This window comes from Pseudomonas sp. MWU349 (assembly GCF_017947325.1).
Taxonomy (GTDB): domain Bacteria; phylum Pseudomonadota; class Gammaproteobacteria; order Pseudomonadales; family Pseudomonadaceae; genus Aquipseudomonas; species Aquipseudomonas protegens.
Genome location: NZ_JAFEVP010000001.1, coordinates 80,608 through 97,205, shown reverse-complemented (window position 1 = coordinate 97,205; position 16,598 = coordinate 80,608). Strand labels below are relative to the sequence as shown.

The window sequence follows — 16,598 nt, the reverse complement described above, 5'->3', positions numbered from 1 at the left end:
GCGTCGATGCCACCACGACGCGGCGCAAGGCCGAACCGGGGGAAACAGAGTCATCAAGAATTGACGTCGGGAGGCGAGCCGCAGAGGGCCGCGATCGGGATGCCGAATCTCGCTGTACGGCGAGACAGCGGCAGGAAAAAGGCTGCGCGCTATCTTGCCGGGACTGCGCCGGTGGTCAAGACCGGCCGACTCCTGTCACTCGAACAAGTACCCACACTGGGTCTCCACTGATTGAAAACGCGCGAAGCTTACGCCGCACTATTTGCAGAGTAAACCGGGGGAAAACCCTGGCAGGGAGAATCGAAAAGTTCTTCAGCCAAGGTTCAGGAACAGGCAAAACATGACGTTTTCGTGGCAGTAGCCACCGCTGCCGCAACACTGCGGCAGCGGCGGTCAATCAACTGGCGGTGGCCAGCAGCATATCGCGTACGGAACGGCTGTGACCGCGGCTCTTGCCGTGTTCATAGAGCGAGTCGGCAATCTCCTGGGCACGGATCGGCAGCACCGACAGCAAGGTGTCGCTCAGGCCATGGCTGGCCTGGCTGAAGCCCTGCATGTAGACGCCGGCCTTGCAGCGTTCGTCGGTAATCACGCGATAGTGCCGATCCACTTCAAAATCACCCAGGTACTCCTGGAGCGGTGCCAGCAATTGACGGTGCATCTGGCGTTCATAGCCGGTGGCGAGCACTACTGCGTCGTAGTGTTCAGTGGCGCAGGCTCCGGTGGCGCTATTGCGCAGTACCAGCTCGATGCCGTGATCGGTAGCGGCGGCTTTTTCCACCAGGGTCAGGGTACGGAATGTGTGGCGGGCGATACCCGAAACCTTCTGGCGATAGAAGATTCCGTAGATGCGCTCGATCAAGTCGATGTCCACCACCGAGTAATTGGTGTTGTGATACTCGTTGACCAGGCGCTCACGCTCGCTGCTCGCTTGCTGGAACACCAGGTCGGTGAACTCCGGAGAGAACACTTCGTTGACGAAGGGACTGTCGTCTGCGGGCTTGAGTGCCGAACCACGGATAATCAAGTCCACCTGTACCGAAGGGAAGCTGTCATTCAGGTCAATGAAGGCTTCTGCCGCACTCTGGCCACCACCAATGATCGCGACCTTCATCTTCTTGCCGGCCACACAAGGTTGTTCAGCCATGCGCTCCAGATACTGGGAATGATGGAAGACCCGACGATCGCCCTTGAGCGCCTTGAAGGTGTCGGGAATCCGCGGGGTACCGCCGGCGCTGACCACCACCGAGCGGGTGCTGCGGGCGAACTCTTCCCCCTGGGAATTACGCGAGATGACCCGCAGCGCCTCGACCTGGTGGTTGTGCAACAGCGGCTCGATAGCCAGGACCTCTTCGTCGTAGCGGCTCTGATCCTTGAATTGCGCGGCTACCCAGCGCAGGTAATCGTTGAACTCCATTCGGCACGGGTAGAAGGTCCCGAGGTTGATGAAGTCGACCAGGCGCCCGTGGTGCTTGAGGTAGTTGACGAAGGAATAGGGGCTGGTGGGGTTGCGCAGGGTGACCAGGTCCTTGAGGAAGGAAATCTGCAACTCGCTCTGGGCCACCAGGGTATTGCCGTGCCAGCGATAATCGGCCTGTTTGTCGAGAAATAGCACGTTCAGAGGACCTTGAACCTGCCCACGCTCCTCCAGTGCAATAGCAAGCGCCAGGTTAGAGGGACCAAAACCGATACCAATCAAATCGTGAACGATGGCCGATGCCATTGCCTGTGTCATTTCCAGTGTCCTCTGGAGAAGCCCCTCAACGTGGGGAGTTACGCCGGTGACCTTGCCGGCCCATGCAGGCCAGTAGGTCGTCTGTTGAGTAGGAACGAGGACGATGAAAAAAAATTTAACCGTCTGGTGGTGCTGGCTTCAGGCAAAAGCAAGCCGCCGGTATGTCAGATTCAGTGCAGGGCTCTGCCCGGTTGGCGAACACCGCTCATCACTGGGCATCCCACTGGCGCAGGCGCGACCGGCAATGCTTCATGGCATTGACGATGTGTTTCTCCACCAGGCTGCGGGAAATCCCCAGTTGCTCGGCGATCTGCGGATGGGACAAGCCTTCGAGCTTGCGCAGCAGGAAGCTCTCGCGACACAGCCGGGGCAGCTCGGCCAGGGCCCGCTGCAGCATTTCCAGACGCTGGCCGTGATCCAGGCTGGTCTGCGGCGAAGGGTTGAAGTAACGCTCTTCGTTGTCCAGCACCTCCAGGGGCTCGGACTGGCGCAAGGCATTGCGCCGATGGCCGTCGATCACCAGGTTCAGGGCCGTGCGATAGAGAAACGCCCGCGGCTGCTCGATGGGGGTATCGCTGGAGCGCTCCAGGACCCGCACATAAGCGTCATGCACCACATCCTCGGCCACCTGGCGATTGCCCAGCTTGGCGTTGAGGAAGCACATCAGCTCGCGATAGTAGTTTTCCAACAGGGCTCCCGACCGCCCGCTGGGGCGATTCTGTCCTTGAACAAGGGCGGCAATGGCCGATTGCACCCGGTCATTCGTGATGGCTGTTTAGTAGCGGCGTAATTTATAGTAATTCTCATATAGATTTAAAGTAGCGCAGCACCGCGGTGGGTTTATTTTCAGCATTCCGACAGCTGTAACGCCATGTGTCGGCAGTTAAATTCTGCCTCCGGCCTCTCGTTTACCTGACAGCTCCCCGTCTCTGCCGTTCCTGCGGCAGCCGCAAGCCTGGCTGCCCCTTGTGCGGCTGGCCATTGTGACGGGCCGATATCCCCTGGCCGGAACCCTGCATGAAACGTCCTCGCCCTACCCGACGCGCCCTGCTTGCCGCACTGTGTGTGATCCCCGTTGTCGCCATCGCTGCCTGGAAGTTCATTCCGGCGGGCCGTGACCAGTTCGCCACCGTGCAAGTGAGCCGCGGCGATATAGAAAGCAGCGTCACTGCCCTGGGCACCCTGCAGCCACGACGCTACGTGGATGTGGGCGCCCAGGCGTCCGGGCAGATCCGCAAGATCCACGTCGAATCCGGCGATCAAGTCAAGGAAGGCCAGTTGCTCGTGGAGATCGACCCCTCCACCCAGCAGGCGAAACTCGACGCCAGCCGTTTCTCCATCGAGAACCTGCAGGCCCAGTTGCAGGAGCAATACGCCCAGAACCAGCTGGCCCGACAGAAATACCAGCGCCAGCAGAACCTCAAGGCCGGCGGCGCCACCCGCGAGGAAGACGTACAGACCGCCCAGGCCGAACTCAAGGCCACCCAGGCGCGGATCGACATGTACAAGGCGCAGATCCGCCAGGCCCAGGCCAGCCTGCGCAGCGACCAGGCCGAACTGGGCTACACGCGCATCTATGCGCCCATGTCCGGCACCGTGGTCGCGGTGGACGCCCGGGAGGGCCAGACCCTCAACGCCCAGCAGCAGACCCCATTGATCCTGCGCATCGCCAAGCTCTCGCCCATGACCGTCTGGGCCGAAGTCTCGGAAGCCGATATCGGCCACGTCAAACCCGGCATGCACGCCTACTTCACCACCCTGAGCGGCGGCAACCGGCGCTGGACCAGCACCGTGCGCCAGATCCTGCCGATCCCGCCCAAGCCCCTCAACGAATCCAGCCAGGGCAGCGGCAGCCCCAACAGCACCAGCAAGAGCGGCAGCGGCCGGGTGGTGCTCTACACCGTGCTGCTGGACGTGGACAACGCCGACAATGCCCTGATGGCGGAAATGACCACCCAGGTGTTCTTCGTCGCCAATCAGGCAAAAAATGTACTCACCGCCCCCATCGCCGCCCTGCACGGCAGTACCGAGCCGGACCTGCAGACGGCTCGGGTAGTGGCCAAGAACGGCTCCATCGACGAACGCAAGGTCCGGGTCGGCATCAGCGACCGCCTGCGCATCCAGATCCTCGACGGCTTGAACGAAGGTGATCATCTGCTGATCGGCCCGGCCAACAGCAGCGGGGGTTGAATGCAGACGCCTCTGATCGACCTCAGGAACATCCGCAAATCCTACGGCGGCGGCGACAGCCCGCAGGTCGATGTCCTGCGGGGCATCGACCTGTCGATCCACGCCGGCGAGTTCGTTGCCATCGTCGGCGCCTCGGGCTCCGGCAAGTCGACGCTGATGAACATCCTCGGCTGCCTGGACCGCCCGAACTCGGGCGAGTACCTGTTCGCCGGGGAGAACGTGGCTCACCTGGACAGCGACGAACTGGCCTGGCTGCGCCGCGAGGCCTTCGGCTTCGTGTTCCAGGGCTACCACCTGATCCCTTCCGGCTCGGCCCAGGAAAACGTCGAGATGCCGGCCATCTACGCCGGCACCCCGGCCGCCGAACGCCACGCCCGCGCCGCCGCCCTGCTGGAGCGCCTGGGCCTGGCCAGCCGCAGCGGCAACCGCCCGCATCAATTGTCCGGTGGCCAGCAGCAGCGGGTGTCCATCGCCCGCGCCCTGATGAACGGCGGCCACATCATCCTCGCCGACGAACCCACCGGCGCCCTGGACAGCCACAGCGGCGCCGAAGTCATGGCCCTGCTGGACGAACTGGCCAGCCAGGGCCACGTGGTGATCCTCATCACCCACGACCGCGAAGTGGCGGCACGGGCCAAGCGCATCATCGAAATCCGCGACGGCGAGATCATCAGCGACACCGCCCACCACGACCCGTCGGTACAGACCAGCGCCAACCCCGGCGCCCTGCAGGCGGTGGACCTGCGCCAGCGCCTGGCAGACGGCAGCGAGCCCACCGGTGCCTGGAAAGGCGAACTGCTGGAAGCCATACAGGCCGCCTGGCGGGTGATGTGGATCAACCGTTTCCGCACCGCCCTGACCCTGCTGGGGATCATCATCGGCGTCGCCTCGGTGGTGGTGATGCTGGCGGTGGGCGAAGGCAGCAAGCGCCAGGTGATGGCGCAGATGGGGGCGTTTGGCTCGAACATCATTTACCTGAGTGGGCACGCGCCCAACCCGCGCGCGCCGCAAGGCATCATCAGCCTCGACGACGTCGCCGCTGTGGCCACCCTGCCCCAGGTCAAGCGCATCATGCCGGTCAATGGATCGGAAGCCGTCGTGCGCTTCGGCAATGCCGATCACATGAGCTATGTCGGCGGCAACGACACCAACTTCCCGCATATCTTCAACTGGCCGGTAGTGGAAGGCAGCTACTTCACCGAGGCCGACGAACAGGCCGGCGCCGCAGTGGCAGTGATCGGCAAGAAGGTCCGGGAGAAACTGCTAAAAGATGTCGCCAACCCCATCGGCCAGTACATCCTGATCGAAAACGCGCCCTTCCAGGTGGTCGGCGTGCTGATGGGCAAAGGTGCAAGCTCCGGCGACCAGGACAGCGACGACCGTATCGCCGTGCCCTATTCCGCCGCCAGCACTCGCCTGTTTGGCAGTCGCAACCCGGAATACGTGGCCATCGCCGCCGCCGATGCCGGCAAGGTCAAGGAAGCCGAACAAGCCATCGACCAACTGATGCTGCGCCTGCACAACGGCCAGCGCGACTATGAATTGACCAACAACGCCGCGATGATCCAGGCCGAGGCCCGGACCCAGAACACCCTATCCTTGATGCTCGGCGCCATCGCCGCGATCTCGCTGCTGGTGGGCGGCATCGGGGTGATGAACATCATGCTCATGACCGTGCGCGAACGCACCCGGGAAATCGGTATCCGCATGGCCACCGGTGCCCGCCAGCGTGACATCCTGCGCCAGTTCCTCACCGAAGCGGTGATGCTCTCGGTGGTCGGCGGCCTGGCCGGCATCGGCGTAGCCCTGATCATCGGCGGCATCCTGATCCTCAGCGAAGTGGCGGTGGCCTTCTCCCTGGCCGCAGTGCTCGGCGCCTTCGCCTGCGCCCTGGCCACCGGTGTCATCTTCGGCTTCATGCCGGCCCGCAAAGCTGCCCGGCTCGACCCGGTCACGGCCCTTACCAGTGAATGATCGATTGATGAAAGCATCCCTGACCCTTATTGCCGCCAGCATCTTGCTGGCGGCTTGCAGCTCCCCCGGATCACGCCCGGACAGCGGCCTGCAAGCCCCCACCACCTGGCATGCAAGTGCCTCCCCCACGGCCCAGGCCGACCACCGGCAATGGTGGAGCCAGTTCGCCAGCCCGGACCTGGACCGCCTGATCGCCCAGGCCCGCGATGGTAGCTTCGACCTCGCCGCAGCCATGACGCGGGTGCGCCAGGCCCAGGCCAGCGCGGTGATCGCCGGCGCGGCACTGCTGCCTGAGCTCAAGGGCGGGCTCAACGCCAACCGGCAGAAACTGCTGCGCGGCAAGGGCTACAGCCAACTGGACGCCACCAGCGACAGCAAGGCCGTGGACTATTTCGACGTCAGCCTCAGCGCCAGCTACGAAATCGACTTCTGGGGCGGCCGCCACGCCGCCCGCGACAGCGCCCTCCTGGGCGTCAAGGCCAGCGAATTCGACCAGGCCACGGTGGAACTGACCCTGCTCAGTGGCGTGGCCAACAGCTACACGCAGGCGCTGGCGCTGAGCGAACAAAGCCGAATCGCCCGGCTGAACCTGGACAACGCCCTGAGCGTGCTCAAACTGGTGCAAACCCGCTACGACTCGGGCTCGGCCACGGCCCTGGAACTGGCCCAGCAACGCAGCCTGGTCGCCGCCCAGCAACGTCAGTTGCCACTGGTGCAGCAACAGGCCGAGGAAGCACGGATCACCCTGGCCGCCCTGCTCGGGCAACCGGTGCAGGACCTGCGCCTGGGCAACCTGGGCTTCGCCGAGCTGCAATGGCCGAACATAAACGCCGGAGTCCCCAGCGACCTGTTGACCCGGCGCCCGGACATTGCCAGCGCCGAAGCCAAACTGGCTGCAGCCCAGGCCGACGTCAAAGTGGCGCGAGCGGCGATGCTGCCCAGCGTGACCCTGACCGCCAGCCTCGGCTCGGGCGCAAGCCACGCCCCGGACATACTGCGCAGCCCCTTCTACAACCTTGGCGCTGGGCTGGTGGCGCCCATCTTCAATGCCGGGCGCCTGGGCGCCGAACGGGACAAGGCCAGAGCCCGGCAGGAAGAACTGCTGGAAAGCTATCGCGGGGCGATCATCAATGGTTTTGCCGATGTGGAGAAAGCCCTCAACAGCATTCGCGGCCTGGACCAGCAACGCCAGTGGCAGAGCGAGGAGTTGAATCAGGCGCAACGGGCCTTCGAGATCGCCCAGAGCCGTTATCAGGCAGGCGCCGAAGACCTGCTGACCGTGCTGGAAACCCAGCGCACCCTGTACGCCGCCCAGGATCAGAACGTGCAACTGCGGCTGTCACGGCTGCAGTCGAGCATTGCCCTGTACAAGGCCCTGGGTGGCGGCTGGAATCAATGAATCACCAAAGGCTCGCAAGGCCAGCGGTATCACCACTGGCCATCGTCACAGCGACGGCCAGGGCGCTGATGACCTAGAATCGTCCGACCACCCACAGACGCGAGCAACGCCCCCACCATGCCCCTCGCAACCGAGCTGGACGCCGCCCTGGCAGACGTGCTGTCGATGCTGAAAAGAGCATTCCCGAACGGAGTCAGCCCAACCGATTACCCTCCTCTTCTGGCAGTGCTGTATGAACATCTGTCAGATCGCAACCTGGCGAATGTCATCTCGCAGCTCACCCACAAGGACCCGGATCTGGTGCTCAACGAGATCTACGAGGCCATGACCTGCAAGAAACCGAAAGCTCAGGACATAGAATCGCTAGCTCGGCTCCTGAACCATCACGGAGCGTCTGAAACACTGGCCGACACCTGATGCCTCGCCCCTCAAGAAGACCAGGACAATGAACTTCAGTTTCAACCTGGCCAGAATCAATCGACAACACCTACTGATTGGCAAGTGTCATCTGTTGTTTTCAGAGAACGGCTGCGGCGACTTCTACGGATTCCGGATTGAAAATAACCAATGCCTGGCAGAGGTGTGCTTTTTTGATCATGAAACCCAAGCATGGCAGCAGACCGGATACCCAGAACTGCTCAGCTTCCTGGCCGAAGTGGCCCTTTCGATCTGAACACCCCTAGCAACGACCTCCAGACTCGAAGTTCACGATCAGTCCGGCGCGGCTACAGCAGCCGCTGCCTGACCTTCAGATGCCGCGCATACCAGGGCCGGCGCGGCACCTTGCGCAGCAGATCGGCCAATTGCTTCTCGTCATCGATAAAGGTGATGCGCAGGGCCAGCTTCATGGTTTCCGGGTCCATCTCCACGGTCTTGCCGGTCTGCAATCCAGGGATAGTGCTGCAACCGTGGGTCACCGGCCCCAGCCAGGGGTCGCCGGCCTCGACCCAGCGCCCCTGGGCGAACCAGGGCACGCCGTTGACTTCCAGGCGCTTGAGCTCGCCCGGGTGAAAACGCTCGTGGGCGCGGAACCAGTCCTCCAGACGGTCATCGATCCAGCCATGGAAACGCCAGAACACCGGGCTGACATGGGACGAAAACGGATCGCCGAGAAAGTCGTTTTCCGGCTGGTACCAGCGCGGGGAAAAGTCCGCCGGATCGCGGGCCATGGGCACTGGAGCGCCGCTGGAAGGGTCGCGGGGCACCGAGGCCCAGCGCATGTGCAGCCAGTCATGCAGGCCCAGTTCGATTTCCGAGCCGAACTGGCCCAGGGTCAGCTTCGCCAGGTAGCGCGGGTCGCGGTACTGCGACTCCCAAACCTGGAAGTTGCTGTGGTAGGTCTCGCCGGCCTTGATGTCGCTGACCCACTGGCTGTAGTCGTCATCGTCATCGGCCAGCCACGCCGGCGGCAGGGAACCGCCGTCATGGTTGTCGAAATAGCGGGCGAACCCCAGGCGATCCCGCAGCAGTTCCGGCTGCGGCAGGGGGAAATGCTGCCAGGACGGCAAATCCTGCATGGAACGCGCCGTGCCCAGCATGTGCCGGTGCATGAAGAAGAAGTCGATGCCCGAGCCGTTGCGGTCCTTCTTCGGCCCGCGCGCATCGCGCTCCTGCCCCCGGGGGCCGGGCTGCCAGCCGATGCCACGCAGGGCGTCGCGCTTGTCCTCGGATAGCCGGTGCCACTTGTCCCGGGTCGCGTGCCACAGCTGGTGGAACAACCGATGCTCGGGCGACACCAGCCAGGCCAGCAGCGTCGGGTTCAAGCCAATACGCTGGCGGGCTTCGGGAAACATCTGCTTGGTGGCGACAAAGCGGTTATCTAGGGCAGGCAACGCCAGAGGCCGGTCCAGGCGCTCGACACGGCCACTGAGGGTGCCGCTGCCGGCATTGGCAAAATCGGCCCAGACCTCATCCAGGGTCATCCTGAATTCATAGGCGGCGGCACCGTCCAGCGCTGATACCGGAACCAGGCGCCAGTACATTTCACCCGGCTGCGGGCTCACCAGATCACCGACAATCCGGTAACGCGGCTCGGCCGCGCCACGCAGACCTTCGGCGGTATCCAGGTAGCCGCGCAGGCCGCGACCGCGCTGGGCGATGTCGAGGAACAGCTCCAGCTCCTGTTGCGGCAAGCCGTCGAGCCCTGCATCGGCGCCCTCGAAACGAATGCTCCAGATGCCCCGCAGGCGGTCCGCCAGGCGTTGTCCGTCGGTATCGGCAAGATCCACCGTGGCCTCGCCCGGGGTGATGGGAAACGCCTCCTCGCGCGTCAACTCGCGATGCACATAAAACGCCGCCGGCACGGCTGCGCCCGTCAGCGCCAAGCCCGCCATGAACCCTCGTCGAGAAATCGTCATTGCCCTACCTGTGTCAGCCCTGATGCAGGCCTTATCCAAGCTAGGACGTTTGTTGCCCAAGGAAATTTACCGCCCTGCAAGGCCGGTTAAATTTCCCCAACCGTCGCTCGTTCCTCCCAGATAGCAAAGGCCCCCGTGCCTGCACCTTGACGGCGAACCCGACTGAGATGGCAATGACAAAACCACGTTCGAAGAAGGCTCTTTACATCGGCCTGCCGCTGGCCCTGGCGATTGGCGCCGGCGTCGGTTTCCTGGCCTGGGACTACTGGTTCAGGGACAACCCCGGCTACCCGATCAAGGTGATGAAGCAGGCTGAAGAACTGCAGGAGCGCATCCTCTCCTTCGACAGCCACATCACCGTGCCTCTGGATTTCGGCAGCGCCGGCAACGAAGCCGACAAGGACGGCAGCGGCCAGTTCGACCTGGCCAAGGCCGGGCGCGGACGCCTGTCCGGCGCGGCCCTGACGATCTTTGGCTGGCCGGAAATCTGGAACGGGCCCAATGCCCCCCATCGCCCCACGGCGGGCTTTGTCGACGCCGCGCGCAACGAGCAGGAAGCACGCTACAAGATCCTCACCGGCATGGTCCGCGACTTCCCCAACCAAGTGGGCATTGCCTATACCCCGGACGACTTCCGCCGCCTCAACGGCGAAGGCAAGTTCGCGGTGTTCCTCAGCATGCTCAACGCCTACCCCCTGGGCACCGATCTCGACCAGCTCGATCACTGGGCTGCCCGTGGCATGCGCATGTTCGGTTTCAGCTACGTGGGCAACAACGCCTGGGCCGACTCCTCGCGTCCGCTGCCGTTCTTCAACGACACGCCGGATGCTCTTGGTGGCCTGTCCGACCTCGGCAAGCAGGCGGTGCACCGGCTCAATGACCTGGGGGTGATCATCGACGTGTCACAGATGTCGACCAAGGCCCTGGAGCAGGTCAGCCAGCTCAGCCGCGCGCCCTTCGTCGCTTCGCACTCAGCCCCCCGGGCCCTGGTGGATATCCCGCGCAACCTCAGCGACAAGGAAATGCAGCTGATCAAAGACAGCGGCGGCGTGGTGCAGATCGTCGGTTTCCCCACTTACCTGCGCCCCCTGAGCCAAGCGACCCGGGACAAGCTCAACGCCCTGCGCGCCCGCTTCGACCTGCAACCCCTGAACGGCCTGGAAATGGCCCTGATGCCCGGCGACGCCATCATCACCGTGTGGCCCGAGCAGCGCTTCGGCGAATACGCCGGCGAGCTGTACAGCATTGTCGAAGCGGAACCCAAGGCCACCCTCAAGGACTTCGGCGACGCCATCGATTATGCGGTGAAGAAGATCGGCATCGACCACGTCGGCATCAGTTCGGACTTCAACGACGGCGGCGGCCTGGACGGCTGGAAGGACGTCAGCGAAGGCCGCAACGTCACCGCCGAACTGCTGCAGCGCGGCTACAGCGAAGCGGACATCGCCAAGCTCTGGGGCGGCAATTTCCTGCGGGTCTGGGCACAGGTGCAGCAGTCCGCCAAGCCTGTGGCCAACCGTTGATGCTTCCCTTTTGCCAACCAGTGAACTGAGCCCATGACCGATCGCCGTACATTTCTCAAACAGGCCGGCATCCTGGCCGCCGGGCTGCCCCTGGGTGCCAGTGCCCTGGCCGCATCCGGCTCCGGCACCAGCACCCCGAGCCCTATGCCCAGCGACAAATGGGCACAACTGCGCCTGCTGTTCGACCAAGATCCGGATTACCTGCACTTCTCCAACTTCCTGGTGACCTCGCACCCAAGGCCCGTGCGTGAAGCCATCGCGCGCCATCGCGCCAATATCGACCGCAACCCGGGGCTGGCCATGGACTGGGACCTGCAGGAACCCTGGAAACGCGAGGCCGAGGTGCGCCGATGGGCGGGCCGCTACCTGTACGCCAAGCCCGGGCAGATCGCCCTCACCGGCAGCACCAGCGAAGGCCTGGCGATGATCTATGGCGGTATTCACGTAAGGCCCGAGCAGGAAATCCTGACCACGGTGCACGAGCACTACGCCACCGAGTACAGCCTGGAATACCGGGTACGCAAACAGGGCACCCAGGTGCGCAAGATCAGCCTGTTCAAGGACCCGCACCGGGTCTCCAGCGATGAAATCCTGGATTCGATCAAGCGCAGCATTCGCCCCAATACCCGGGTCCTGGGCATGACCTGGGTGCAGTCGGGCAGCGGCGTGAAACTGCCAATCGGCGAGATTGGCAAACTGGTGGAGGAACTCAATCGCCAGCGTGATGAACCGCAGCAGATCCTCTACGTGGTCGATGGGGTCCACGGTTTTGGCGTGGAGGACCTGAGCTTTCCCGACATGCACTGCGACTTCTTCATCGCCGGCACCCACAAGTGGATGTTCGGCCCCCGCGGTACCGGGATCATCTGTGCCCGCTCCGAGGAGCTCAAGAACGTCACTCCCAGCGTGCCGACCTTTTCCGAGGACAACAATTTCGGCACCAGCATGACCCCCGGCGGCTACCACGCCTTTGAACATCGCTGGGCCCTGGATGAAGCCTTCAAGCTGCACCTGGAACTGGGCAAGGCCGAGGTCCAGGCGCGCATCCACGCCCTCAACAGCTACCTCAAGCAGCGCCTGCAGGGCTTGCCCCACGTGGAACTGGTCACGCCCCTGAGCCCCGAGCTGTCGGCAGGTTTCACCTTCTTCCGGGTCAAGAATCAGGACTGCGACAAGGTCGCCGCCTACCTGATGGCCAATCGGGTGGTGGTCGATGCCGTGGACCGCGATGTGGGCCCAGTGATCCGTACCGCGCCTGGCCTGCTCAACGACGAACAACAGATCGATCGCCTCATGGACCTGCTGCGCAAAAAGGGTTGAAACCGCCCCCTCTTGCGCCCTGTGTCACTTCTAAAAAGAGAATCATGATGAAACAGCATTCACTGAGCACCGCCCACCGCCCGGCCCTGGCCAGCCTCTCCCTGGCCCTGCTGCTGAGCCTGTTCCTGCCGACCGCCGCCCAGGCCGCCACCTCGCCCCAGCCGGGCAAGGTGTTCAAGGACTGCAAGGACTGCCCGGAAATGGTGGTGCTGCCCGCTGGCACCTTCACCATGGGCACCCCCGCTGACGAGGTCGGCCGCCAGGAGGATGAAGGTCCGATGCATGAAGTGACCTTCGCCAAACCTTTCGCCATCGGGCGTTTCCAGGTCCTGGCCGGCGAATGGGCGACCTACCTGCGGGAAACCGGTTACCGCATGCCCGACGGCGACACTCGCCCCGGTCGTGAATGCAAGGCCGGCAAACCCCGCTACGAAGTCGGCCCACGCCAACCAGCGGTGTGCATGGACTTCAACGAAGCCCAGGCCTACACCGCCTGGCTGTCCAAGCGCACCGGCCAGCATTACTTCATCGTCAGCGAAGCCATGCGCGAATACGCGGCCCGCGCCGGCAGCACTGGCCCCTTCCCCTTCCCTTTCGACGAGGGCAAGGAGTACAGCATCGCCAAGCACGCCAACACCTACGGCCCGGAAGACGGCTTCAGCTTCACTTCGCCCGCCGGCTCCTTCCCCCCCAACGCCTTCGGCGTCTACGACATGCACGGCAATGTCTACGAGTTCACCCCCGACTGCTGGCATGAAAACTATGTCGGCGCCCCCACCGATGGCAGCGCCTGGACCGAGCCCAACTGCAGCGTCCTGCAGATGCGCGGCAACGACTGGACCGAAGCGCCGATTTTTTCCCGCTCAGGCAACCGCAACAACATCTACCCCACCGATCGTGGTGACTGGCTGGGGTTCCGAGTTGCCCGCGACCTTTGAACTTCCCCCTCATCGCCTGACGGAGACACACCATGAAAGCCCCACTGTTCACCCTGACGCTAAGCGACGGTTCCACCGCCAGCGTGCATGAGGCCGAAGAGAACCAGGGCAGCCTGCACACCGAGGGCTGCGCAGCGCTGAACTTTCGCAGCGATGGCGAGCTGATCGAGATCCTCGGCGAAGTGCCGCCCAACTACCCCGCCAGCGCGCTGCTGGCGTTGCTGGGCGGGCACTTCTGCTACCGGAAGAAATCCGCCCAGGTGCGGGTTCGCCTGCGGGCCAGCCGCGACTTTGCAGTCTCGGCCATTCGCCTGGGGATCTTCGACACCCTGCTCGCCGCCGACGCCCACCAGGTGGAACTGCAGTGCCGGCGCAGCACCTTCTGGCAGCACCCGCTGCCCTGGCTCAGCGCTCCGGCCAGCGCCCACACCGCGCCCTTCTACCAGTTCAGCGGCGAGAAACGTCACCCGCAACGCCCGCCGCTGCCCCAGGGCGAGGTCTACCGTCGCCGGCTACCAGGGCTGAACACCGAATTCAGCCTGCGCACCATCGACCCTGACCGTGACCTGCAAGCCTTCAACCGCTGGATGAACCTGGAACAGGTGGCGTTCTTCTGGGAGCAGGCCGGCAGCCTCGACGAGCACGCCGCCTACCTGCAGGACATGCTCGCCGACCCACGGGTGCACCCATTGATCGGCTGCTACGACGACGAGCCTTTCGCCTACTTCGAAGTCTACTGGTGCAAGGAAGACCGCATCGCCCCCTACTACGACGTGCAGGACCATGACCGCGGCTGGCACGTGGTGGTGGGCGAGAGCAAGCACCAGGGCATCGGCAAGCTCAAGGGCTGGTTCAATTCGCTGATGCACTACATGTTTCTGGATGACCCGCGCACCCAACGAATCCTCGGCGAACCGCGCATCGACCATGACCGGCAGATCGACTTCCTCAAGTCCCAGGGCTTCGGTCACTTGAAGGACATCCAGCTGGCTCACAAGAAGGCGGCGCTGCTGCGCCTGGAGCGCGAGTTCTTCTTCGATCGGCCACTTTGACCTGATCGCACGGTCGCTGCAGCCCCCCTGCAGCGACCGGCGCATGGCCCAACGCATGGCCGGCGCTAAATCCCCCCAGCGCCACTTCGTCTTCTCTGCAACGGTCTTGAGTCAAGCCCCGCCCCGAGCGCGACAGCCTCCTCAAGCCTGGCACTGAAGCAATTAGCACTGCACGCCGCACAGCGCTGTGCACCCCGGACCATTGCCCGTATTTCGATCTATTCCAGAGGAAGCGCACCAGATGAACCCGACGGCTGCACCCCGCCCCTCATGCACCAACGCCAACCGCCTCTCACCCGCCCTTATCCGTGCTTGAACCAGGAGTCATCATGAACAGCCCTCCGCGTAGCCGCAGCGCCATCCGTGACCTGCTGGGCCTGCTCAAACCTTTCTGGCCCACAGTGGCCGTCTCGATCGTGCTGGGCATCATCGGTGGCCTGAGCATCACTGTCCTGCTGGCCACCATCAACCAGGCCCTGAACGGCGCCGACGGCCTCAGCCGCGGCGTGGTCCTGACCTTCGCCGGGCTGTGCCTGCTGGCGCTGCTGTGTTCGATTCTGTCGGACATCGGCAGCAACTACGTCGGCCAGCACATCATCAGCAAGCTGCGCAAAGACCTGGGGGAGAAAGTCCTCAGCGCGCCCATCGAGCAGATCGAACGCTATCGCAGCCATCGCCTGATCCCGGTACTGACCCACGACATCGACACCATCAGCGACTTCGCCTTCGCCTTTGCGCCACTGGCCATTTCCCTGACCGTGACCCTGGGCTGCCTGGGTTACCTGGCCTTGCTCTCATGGCCGATGTTCCTCTTGATGCTGGTGGCCATCGTGATTGGCTGCAGCGTGCAGTTTGTCGCCCAGACTAAGGGCATCAAGGGCTTCATGGACGCCCGGGATGAAGAGGACAACCTGCAAAAGCACTACAACGCCATTGCCGACGGCGCCAAGGAACTGCGCATCCACCGGCCACGCCGCAACCGCATGTTCAACCAGCGGATCAGGCACAGCGCCGAGCACATCTGCAACAAACAGATCGAGTCGGTGAACATTTTCATCGTCGCCAAGACCTTCGGCTCCATGCTGTTTTTCGTGGTCATCGGCCTGGCGCTGGCCCTGCAGTCCTTCTGGCCCAACAACGACCGCGCGGTGATGAGCGGTTTCGTCCTGGTGCTGCTGTACATGAAGGGCCCCCTGGAGTTGCTGATCGGCAACCTGCCGATTGTCAGCCGGGCCCAGGTGGCCTTCCGCCGCATCGCCGAGTTGTCCGAGCGCTTCTCCTCGCCCGAACCGCACCTGCTGCTCAGTGAAACCGAGGCCCAGCCCCAGGTGGTGCACAGCCTGGAACTGCACGATGTGCGCTATGCCTTTCCTGCCGTGGAAGGCTGTGCGCCCTTTGCCCTGGGCCCGGTGAACCTGCGGATCAAGCAGGGCGACATCGTCTTCATCGTCGGCGAAAACGGCTGCGGCAAGACCACCCTGATCAAGCTGCTACTGGGCCTGTACCGCCCCCAGGAAGGCGAGATCCGGCTTAACGGCAGCGCGGTCACCGCCCAGACCCGCGACGACTATCGGCAACTGTTCACCACCATCTTTGCCGACTACTACCTGTTCGACGACCTGGTCCAGGGCGGCGAACAACTGCCCGCGGATGCCGAACAGTACCTGCGGCGCCTGGAGATCGGGCACAAGGTGAGCATCCGCGACGGGGCTTTCACCACCACCGACCTGTCCACCGGGCAACGCAAGCGACTGGCACTGGTCAACGCCTGGATCGAGGAGCGCCCGGTGCTGGTGTTCGACGAATGGGCTGCTGACCAGGACCCGACCTTCCGGCGCATTTTCTACACCGAGCTGCTGCCGGATCTCAAGCGCATGGGCAAGACCATCATTGTCATTTCCCACGACGATCGCTATTTCGACATTGCTGACCAGTTGGTCCGAATGGAGGCAGGCAAGGTCAGTTGCGAACTCGAACCCGCCTGATTTTTTACGTATCGGCTTTCCGGTTTTCGGGAAGTCGAACGTCTCATAGTAAGTTTGAGAAACATTCACATTTAAAATCAATTCCCATTGCCGCTTTAATAAGAGCAAATGAACATGCCAGCACC

13 protein-coding genes are annotated in these 16,598 nt (G+C 63.5%); 10 read left to right on the top strand and 3 right to left on the bottom strand.

The window, feature by feature from the left end:
• Positions 1-397: 397 nt before the first annotated feature.
• The gene (locus tag KCG88_RS00315; protein ID WP_210711474.1) at positions 398-1,735 is read right to left on the bottom strand and encodes a SidA/IucD/PvdA family monooxygenase; all 1,338 of its coding nucleotides are present in this window, start codon (positions 1,733-1,735) and stop codon (positions 398-400) included.
• A 208-nt stretch (positions 1,736-1,943) separates the two neighbouring features.
• Positions 1,944-2,477 (bottom strand): sigma-70 family RNA polymerase sigma factor, encoded by a 534-nt coding sequence (locus KCG88_RS00310; RefSeq protein ID WP_277814379.1) that lies wholly within the window; start codon positions 2,475-2,477, stop codon positions 1,944-1,946.
• A gap of 275 nt (positions 2,478-2,752) precedes the next feature.
• On the opposite strand from KCG88_RS00310, the gene KCG88_RS00305 reads away from it, so the two are divergent.
• From KCG88_RS00305 to KCG88_RS00285, 5 genes are all read left to right on the top strand, one after another.
• Positions 2,753-3,925: an efflux RND transporter periplasmic adaptor subunit gene (locus KCG88_RS00305; RefSeq protein WP_047288033.1), complete on the top strand. Its 1,173-nt coding sequence runs from the start codon at positions 2,753-2,755 to the stop codon at positions 3,923-3,925.
• The gene (locus KCG88_RS00300; protein ID WP_210711473.1) at positions 3,926-5,899 is read left to right on the top strand and encodes a MacB family efflux pump subunit; all 1,974 of its coding nucleotides are present in this window, start codon (positions 3,926-3,928) and stop codon (positions 5,897-5,899) included.
• Between the two features lie 7 nt (positions 5,900-5,906).
• Complete coding sequence (locus tag KCG88_RS00295) at positions 5,907-7,298, top strand: efflux transporter outer membrane subunit (protein ID WP_210711472.1); 1,392 nt, start codon at positions 5,907-5,909, stop codon at positions 7,296-7,298.
• A 117-nt stretch (positions 7,299-7,415) separates the two neighbouring features.
• Positions 7,416-7,715 carry a DUF3349 domain-containing protein gene (locus KCG88_RS00290; protein WP_047337364.1) on the top strand — a complete coding sequence of 100 codons (300 nt, stop codon included), beginning with the start codon at positions 7,416-7,418 and terminating at the stop codon, positions 7,713-7,715.
• A gap of 28 nt (positions 7,716-7,743) precedes the next feature.
• A complete protein-coding gene (locus KCG88_RS00285; protein ID WP_210711471.1) occupies positions 7,744-7,971 on the top strand; it encodes a hypothetical protein in 228 nt (75 codons plus the stop codon).
• Positions 7,972-8,023: 52 nt separating this feature from the next.
• Here the strand turns inward: KCG88_RS00285 and KCG88_RS00280 are convergent, their stop codons facing one another.
• Positions 8,024-9,655, bottom strand: coding sequence for a PvdJ/PvdD/PvdP-like protein (locus KCG88_RS00280; RefSeq protein ID WP_210711470.1), 1,632 nt, complete (start codon positions 9,653-9,655; stop codon positions 8,024-8,026).
• A gap of 173 nt (positions 9,656-9,828) precedes the next feature.
• On the opposite strand from KCG88_RS00280, the gene pvdM reads away from it, so the two are divergent.
• The 5 genes from pvdM to KCG88_RS00255 all read left to right on the top strand — a co-directional run bounded on the left by pvdM (position 9,829) and on the right by KCG88_RS00255 (position 16,473).
• The gene (pvdM, locus tag KCG88_RS00275) at positions 9,829-11,178 is read left to right on the top strand and encodes a pyoverdine-tailoring dipeptidase-like protein PvdM (RefSeq protein WP_210711469.1); all 1,350 of its coding nucleotides are present in this window, start codon (positions 9,829-9,831) and stop codon (positions 11,176-11,178) included.
• A 33-nt stretch (positions 11,179-11,211) separates the two neighbouring features.
• Complete coding sequence (locus KCG88_RS00270) at positions 11,212-12,498, top strand: aminotransferase class V-fold PLP-dependent enzyme (RefSeq protein WP_210711468.1); 1,287 nt, start codon at positions 11,212-11,214, stop codon at positions 12,496-12,498.
• Between the two features lie 47 nt (positions 12,499-12,545).
• Positions 12,546-13,436, top strand: coding sequence for a formylglycine-generating enzyme family protein (locus KCG88_RS00265; protein WP_210711467.1), 891 nt, complete (start codon positions 12,546-12,548; stop codon positions 13,434-13,436).
• 32 nt (positions 13,437-13,468) lie between these two features.
• A complete protein-coding gene (locus KCG88_RS00260) occupies positions 13,469-14,488 on the top strand; it encodes a GNAT family N-acetyltransferase (protein WP_210711466.1) in 1,020 nt (339 codons plus the stop codon).
• A 329-nt stretch (positions 14,489-14,817) separates the two neighbouring features.
• Positions 14,818-16,473, top strand: a complete 1,656-nt coding sequence (locus KCG88_RS00255) for a cyclic peptide export ABC transporter (protein WP_047337369.1) — start codon at positions 14,818-14,820, stop codon at positions 16,471-16,473.
• Positions 16,474-16,598 lie beyond the last annotated feature (125 nt).

Bases quoted from the DNA above. Each gene is read 5' to 3' on its own strand.
- KCG88_RS00315 (WP_210711474.1), bottom strand. From the start codon at position 1,735: ATGACACAGGCAATGGCATCGGCCATCGTTCACGATTTGATTGGTATC.
- KCG88_RS00305 (WP_047288033.1), top strand. From the start codon at position 2,753: ATGAAACGTCCTCGCCCTACCCGACGCGCCCTGCTTGCCGCACTGTGT.
- KCG88_RS00300 (WP_210711473.1), top strand. From the start codon at position 3,926: ATGCAGACGCCTCTGATCGACCTCAGGAACATCCGCAAATCCTACGGC.
- KCG88_RS00295 (WP_210711472.1), top strand. From the start codon at position 5,907: ATGAAAGCATCCCTGACCCTTATTGCCGCCAGCATCTTGCTGGCGGCT.
- KCG88_RS00290 (WP_047337364.1), top strand. From the start codon at position 7,416: ATGCCCCTCGCAACCGAGCTGGACGCCGCCCTGGCAGACGTGCTGTCG.
- KCG88_RS00285 (WP_210711471.1), top strand. From the start codon at position 7,744: ATGAACTTCAGTTTCAACCTGGCCAGAATCAATCGACAACACCTACTG.
- KCG88_RS00280 (WP_210711470.1), bottom strand. From the start codon at position 9,655: ATGACGATTTCTCGACGAGGGTTCATGGCGGGCTTGGCGCTGACGGGC.
- pvdM (WP_210711469.1), top strand. From the start codon at position 9,829: ATGACAAAACCACGTTCGAAGAAGGCTCTTTACATCGGCCTGCCGCTG.
- KCG88_RS00270 (WP_210711468.1), top strand. From the start codon at position 11,212: ATGACCGATCGCCGTACATTTCTCAAACAGGCCGGCATCCTGGCCGCC.
- KCG88_RS00265 (WP_210711467.1), top strand. From the start codon at position 12,546: ATGAAACAGCATTCACTGAGCACCGCCCACCGCCCGGCCCTGGCCAGC.
- KCG88_RS00260 (WP_210711466.1), top strand. From the start codon at position 13,469: ATGAAAGCCCCACTGTTCACCCTGACGCTAAGCGACGGTTCCACCGCC.
- KCG88_RS00255 (WP_047337369.1), top strand. From the start codon at position 14,818: ATGAACAGCCCTCCGCGTAGCCGCAGCGCCATCCGTGACCTGCTGGGC.